The organism is Humidesulfovibrio sp. (assembly GCF_035560995.1).
Lineage (GTDB): Bacteria > Desulfobacterota > Desulfovibrionia > Desulfovibrionales > Desulfovibrionaceae > Humidesulfovibrio.
On the sequence record NZ_DATMYK010000312.1, the window covers coordinates 1 to 5825 of the forward strand.

The 5825-nt window shown below is 66.6% G+C and carries 3 protein-coding genes and 1 pseudogene; 1 reads left to right on the plus strand and 3 read right to left on the minus strand.

All coding sequences use genetic code 11. The annotated features are described in order from the left end of the window. Positions 1 to 296 precede the first annotated feature (296 nt). The 3 genes and pseudogenes from cobA to VN419_RS12490 form a co-directional block, all read right to left on the minus strand. The gene (cobA, locus tag VN419_RS12480) at positions 297 to 1802 is read right to left on the minus strand and encodes a uroporphyrinogen-III C-methyltransferase (protein WP_325647549.1); all 1506 of its coding nucleotides are present in this window, start codon (positions 1800 to 1802) and stop codon (positions 297 to 299) included. A 141-nt stretch (positions 1803 to 1943) separates the two neighbouring features. Next, positions 1944 to 2309: pseudogene (locus VN419_RS12485) on the minus strand (GNAT family N-acetyltransferase); the annotation flags it as partial. A 62-nt stretch (positions 2310 to 2371) separates the two neighbouring features. Next, a complete protein-coding gene (locus VN419_RS12490) occupies positions 2372 to 5119 on the minus strand; it encodes a valine--tRNA ligase (protein WP_325647547.1) in 2748 nt (915 codons plus the stop codon). A 145-nt stretch (positions 5120 to 5264) separates the two neighbouring features. Between VN419_RS12490 and VN419_RS12495 the strand changes: the two genes are divergently transcribed. After that, on the plus strand, positions 5265 to 5825 hold a 561-nt coding region (locus VN419_RS12495), incomplete at its 3' end, for a BPL-N domain-containing protein (RefSeq protein ID WP_325647548.1).

Genomic DNA, 5825 nt, shown 5'->3' on the forward strand with positions numbered 1-5825 from the left:
CCCCAGACCCCCGCCAGAGGGCACAAGGCCCTCTGGACTCCCTGTGGCGCTGGGCTTTGCTTCAGGTGCAAAGCCGCCTGAAGCAAAACCCAGCGCGAAGGGTCCGGGCGGGGGGAGTCGGGCGAAAAACAGCGCCAGCCCTGGCGGATTTGGCCCCGCTCCTCAGCCACCTTTCGATCTGCCCCAAACGAGAAGCCCCGGAGCGCTTTTGCGCTCCGGGGCTTCTCGTTTGACTGCGGGTCCAGGGGGTGCATACCCCCTGGCGGGGTCAAGGGGCGGAGCCCCTTGCTCTTCTCTTACAGGCCCTTGCCCAGCGCCTCGGCCAGGCCGGGGATGGTGTAGTCCTCGGGCTGGATGTTCGGCGTGAAGCCGAAGCGGGCGAGGGTCTTGGCGGTGACGGGGCCGATGCAGGCGATCTTGACGTCGGGGTACTTTTTCAGGGTGTCGGGCGAGAGCAGGGTGAAGAAGTTCTCCACGGTGCTTGAGCTGGTGAAGGTCACGGCCTGGATCTTGCCTTTTTCCAGGGCCTCCACGATCTCGGCCGGATCCTGCTGGGTCAGCTTGGTCTCGTACACGGGCAGGATGCGGACATTGGCCCCGGCCTTGGCGAGTTCCTCGGGCAGCACCTCGCGGGCGACCTTGGCCCGGGGGATGAGCACGTTCTTGCCCGCGATGCCGCGCTCGAGCAGGCCGGCGACGACTTCCTCGGCCACGTACTTGGGCGGGATGAAATCCGGGGTGATGCCGCGCGCCTTGAGTTCATCGGCCGTGGCGGGCCCGATGGCGGCCACGCTGATGCCGCCTATGGCGCGGGTGTCCAGGCCGATCTCCGCCAGCTGGTTCCAGAAGTGCTTCACGCCGTTGACCGAGGTGAAGATGAGCCAGTCCACGCCGCCCAGGGTGAGGATGGCCTTTTCGACCTCTTCGTAGTCGTCGAGGGGCTCCACTGTGATGGTGGGAAATTCGAACACGCAGGCGCCCATGTTTTTCAGCACGTCGGCCAGGTCGCTGGCCTGCTCGCGGGCGCGGGTGACGACCACGCCCTTGCCCAGCAGGGGCTTTTTCTCGAACCAGGAGAGCTTGTCGGCCAGGGAGCACACGCCGCCCACGATGATGATGCTGGGCGCGGCGAATTTGCGCTTCTCGGCCTCGGCGGCGACGTTCTCCAGAGTGCTGACCATGCTCTGCTGGTTGCAGCGGGTGCCCCAGCGCACCAGGGCCACGGGGGTGTTCTTGTCGCGGCCGTTCTTCATCAGGTTGCCGGCGATCATGGGCAAATTCTTGACGCCCATGTAGAACACCAGGGTGCTGTTGCTCTTGCCGTACACTTCCCAGTTGTGGCCGGACTCCTCTTTGGTCGGGTCCTCGTGTCCGGTGATGAAGCAGACGCTTGTGGTATGGTCGCGGTGGGTGACCGGGATGCCCGCGTAGGCCGGGGCGGCCACGCCAGCGGTGACGCCGGGCACGACCTCAAAGGCGATGCCCGCCTCCACGAGTTCCTCGGCTTCCTCGCCGCCGCGACCGAAGACATAGGGGTCGCCGCCCTTCAGGCGCGCCACGCTCTTGCCTGCCTTGGCCTTGTCGATGATCAGCTGGTTGATCTGGTCCTGGGGCAGGGTATGGTCGCCGCCCTTTTTGCCCACGTAGATGATCTCGGCGTCCTTCCTCGCGTATTTGAGGAATTCCTTGTTGGCCAGGTAGTCGTAGACCACCACGTCGCAGGTCTCGATGAGTTCCTTGGCCCGGACGGTCAAGAGGCCGGGGTCGCCGGGGCCCGCGCCGATGAGGTAGACTGTGGACATGGTTTTCTCCAAGCTGGCTTTGCGTATCATGGTGATGGCCCGCGCATCGGCCAGGACCACGGAGGTCTCGACCTGGCGCGCCGGAATGTTCCAATAGATGCGGAGAAGTGTTTCCTTTTCCGCAAACGAGGTCAAGGTGAAGCCGTGCTTCTGGTAGAAGCGCACGGCCCAGTCGGCGGCGGCCCAGGTGCCCATGAGCATGGGCCGCTGCGTAATGCCCATCAGGTGCGTCAGTAATTTCCCGCCCAGACCCAGGCCACGCTGCGCAGTGCGTACGTACGCATGGCGTATGAGGGCCACGTCGCCGATGCCGCCGGGCGCGTCGTTGTCCACGTTCTGAACGCCCATGACGCCCACGAGTTCGCCACCCCTTTCCGCGCCCCAGAAGCGCACGCCCGCGGCGATCTCCGCCCGCAGTTCCTCAAGGGGCATGTACGGCTCGTGAAAGCGGTCGGCCGGGATGACTCCCTTGTACGCAGACGCGGCATCATTGACGATCTCCGCCATGAGCGGCTCGTCTGCGGCCACGCAGGGCCGTATGCGTATCTGCGCAGCGGCGTCCACCGGGGCTAGTCTCCCTCGGCCAGGGCGGCCTTGAGGCGCTCCTGCAATTCGGAGAGCTTGGCCTTGGCGTCTTCCAGCCCGGCCAGCTTCTCGCGCTCCACGGCCACGATGTCCGCCGGGGCGTTGTTGGCGAAGCCGGGCGCGCTGAGCTTGCCCTTGAGGGCGGCGAGCTGCTTGTCCAGCTTGCCCAGTTCCTTGTCCAGGCGGGCCACCTCGGCGTTGAAATCCACGATGCCCTTCAAGGGCACGAAGATGCGCGCGCCTTCCACAACCGCCGTGCCGCTGGCGCGGGGGCCGGTCTTGCCGGGGCCGATGTCCGCCGAATCGATGCGCGCCAGCTGGGCGATGAGGTGCGCGTTGTCCGTAAGCACGGCCTGGGCGCTGTCTCCCGCGTCGCCGGTATCGACAATCAGCGGCAGCTTCTTGGCCGGGTCGATGCACAGCTCCGTGCGGATGGTGCGCACAGCGCCCACCACGCCTTGGAAGAAGGCCATGTCCTTGGCAGCCTGGGCGCTTTTGCACTGGGGCCGGCGCGCCGGGAAGGGCGCAAGGGCCAGTTCCTTGTCCGTAATGCCGGGCAGCACGCTCCAGATCTCCTGGGTCACGAAGGGCATCACCGGGTGCAGCAGCACCATGGTTTCGGAGAGCACGGTCAAAAGCACGCGGCGGGTGGCGTCCTTCTTGGCCTCGTCCTCGGCGTAGAGGTCGCCCTTGGCCATTTCCACGTACCAGTCGCAGAACTCGTTCCAGATGAACTTGTACAGTCCCTGGGCGATGTCGTTGAAGCGGTACTCCAGGGTGGCGCTCTCCACCTCGTCCTTCACTTCCTCCAGCCGGTGCAGAATCCAGCGGTTGGCCAGGGGCGCGCTCACGAGCGCCTCCTCAAGCGTGGCCGCGGGTTCGCCCGGCAGGTTCATCAGCGCGAAGCGGGCGCTGTTCCAAATCTTGTTCACGAAGTGGCGGTAGCCCTCGATGCGCTTTTCCGAGAGCTTGATGTCGCGGCCCATGGCGGCAAAGGCCGTGAGGGTGAAGCGCAGGGAGTCCGTGCCGTACTTGGCGATCATCTCCAGGGGGTCGATGACGTTGCCCGTGGACTTGCTCATCTTCTTGCCCTGCTCGTCGCGCACCAGGGCGTGGATGTACACGTGGTGGAAGGGCACCTGCTCCTGGAAATGGATGCCCATCATCATCATGCGCGCCACCCAGAAGAACAGGATGTCGAAGCCCGTGACCAGCACGCTGGTGGGGTAGTAGGCCTTGAGCTTGTCGGGCGTGGCACCGTCCTTGCCGGGCCAGCCCATGGTGGAGAAGGGCCACAGGGCCGAGCTGAACCAGGTGTCCAGCACGTCGTCTTCCTGCTTCAGGGCCCCGCCGCACTTGGGGCAGCCATGCGCCAGGTCGGCCGGGTCCTCCACCTGCACGATGAGCTCGCCGCAGGCCTCGCAGGTCCAGGCCGGAATGCGGTGGCCCCACCAGATCTGCCGGGAAATGCACCAGTCGCGGATGTTGTCCAGCCACTCGTAATAGGTCTTCTCCCACTGGGCGGGGAAGATCTGGGTCTGCGCGGGCACGGCCTCGCGCGCGGCCTTGGCCAGGGGACCGACTTTCACGAACCACTGCTCGGAAACGTGGGGTTCGATGACGCTCTTGCAGCGGTAGCACTCGCCCACGCTGTGGTCGTGGTCGGCGATGTCCACCAGCAGGCCTTGCGCCTCCAGGTCGGCCACGACCTTGTCGCGGCACTCGCCCTTGGAAAGGCCCCGGTAAGCCTCCGGGGCGTTCTCGTTCATGTAGCCCTTGTCGTCGATGACCGGGATCACGGGCAGCTTGTGGGTGCGCGCCAGGGCCCAGTCGTTCATGTCGTGGGCCGGGGTGATCTTGAGCGCGCCGGTGCCGAACTCGATGTCCACGTAGGCATCGGCGATGACCGGAATCTCGGTGCCGACCAACGGAAGGATGACCTTCTTGCCCACGGCGTGCGTGTAGCGCTCGTCCTCCGGGTGCACGGCCACGGCCACGTCGCCCAGCATGGTCTCGGGCCGGGTGGTGGCGACTATTAGCTCACCACTGCCGTCCGCAAGCCGGTACCGGATGCGGTAGAGCTTGCCCTTCTTGGGCGCGTGCTCCACCTCGTCGTCGGCCAGGGCCGTGTGGCAGCGGTTGCACCAGTTGACGATGTAGTTGCCCTTGTAGATGAGGCCCTCGCCGTACAGGCGCACGAAGACCTCGCGCACGGCCTTGGACAGGCCCTCGTCCAGGGTGAAGCGTTCGCTCGTCCAGTCCACGCTCGCGCCCATGCGGCGGATCTGGTTCAGGATGCGGTCGCCGTATTCCTTCTTCCAGTCCCACACGCGCTCGATGAAAGCTTCGCGGCCAAGGTCGTCGCGCTTCTTGCCCTCTTTCTTCAGCTGGCGCTCCACCACGTTCTGCGTGGCGATGCCCGCATGGTCCGTGCCCGGCACCCAGAGCACGCTTTTGCCCTGCTGGCGCATGAAGCGGCACAGGATGTCCTGAAGCGTGAGGTTCAGGGCGTGGCCCATGTGCAGCGCGCCCGTGACGTTGGGCGGCGGAATGACGATGGAATAGGGCTCCTTCTTGCCGGAGAGCACGTCCTGCGGATCGGGCGAGAAGGTCTTGTTGTCCTCCCAGTGCCTGCCCCAGCGGGCCTCCACGTCTGCGGGCTCGTAGCCCTTGGGCAGCGCGGCTTCCTGGGCGGGAGCGGCGGAATTCCGGGGAGCGGTGGCGTCGGACATGAACTCTCCTTCAAGCGCGTTCGGCCGGAACAGCGGCGGCTGGTTCGCCCCCGGCGGGGCTTCGCCAATCCGGGACTCCGCCTGCCAGGCCGCTTGCCAGGGGGCCCGGGCGCGGATAGGGTGCCGGAAACCCTGGGGGCGGCAGATGACGCGCGTTTTCGTCTTGTGGGATGACTCGCACCTGTGGGGCCTGCTTGTGCTGCGCGCTTTGCGCGCGCTGGGCGTGCCCCACGGGATTTTACGCGCACATGACATAGCCGAGGGCGCGCTCTCTGGCAAGTGCGGGGCCTGCGGCCCGGCTGGCGGGCACTCCGCAATCTCCGGCGCTGGCGAGTCGCCCCCTTCCCTGCTCCCCACTTTGCTTATCGTGCCCGGCGGTTGGGCGCGCGGCAGGGCCCTGCGCCTGGGCGAGGCCGGTCTTGCGGCCATCCGCGCGTTTGTGGACGGCGGCGGCAATTACTTGGGTTTCTGCGGCGGGGCGGGCCTCGCCCTCACCTCTCCCAGCGGGCCGCGCGCAGGCGAAAGCCTGAACCTGTGCCCCTGGGGGCGCATGGGCTTTGCCGGACGCCTGCAACATTTCCTGTCCGGCGATGTGCGCCTGGACCTCAACGCTTCCGCAGCCTTTTCCCGCGACGCTTCCACCGCCGCCTCCGCAGGCGGCGGGCTCATCCCCCCCGGCGCCGCGCATACCCTGGCCCAGGTGTGG

Coding starts and splice junctions, on each gene's coding strand:
- cobA (WP_325647549.1), bottom strand. CDS start 1,802: ATGTCCACAGTCTACCTCATCGGCGCGGGCCCCGGCGACCCCGGCCTC.
- VN419_RS12490 (WP_325647547.1), bottom strand. CDS start 5,119: ATGTCCGACGCCACCGCTCCCCGGAATTCCGCCGCTCCCGCCCAGGAA.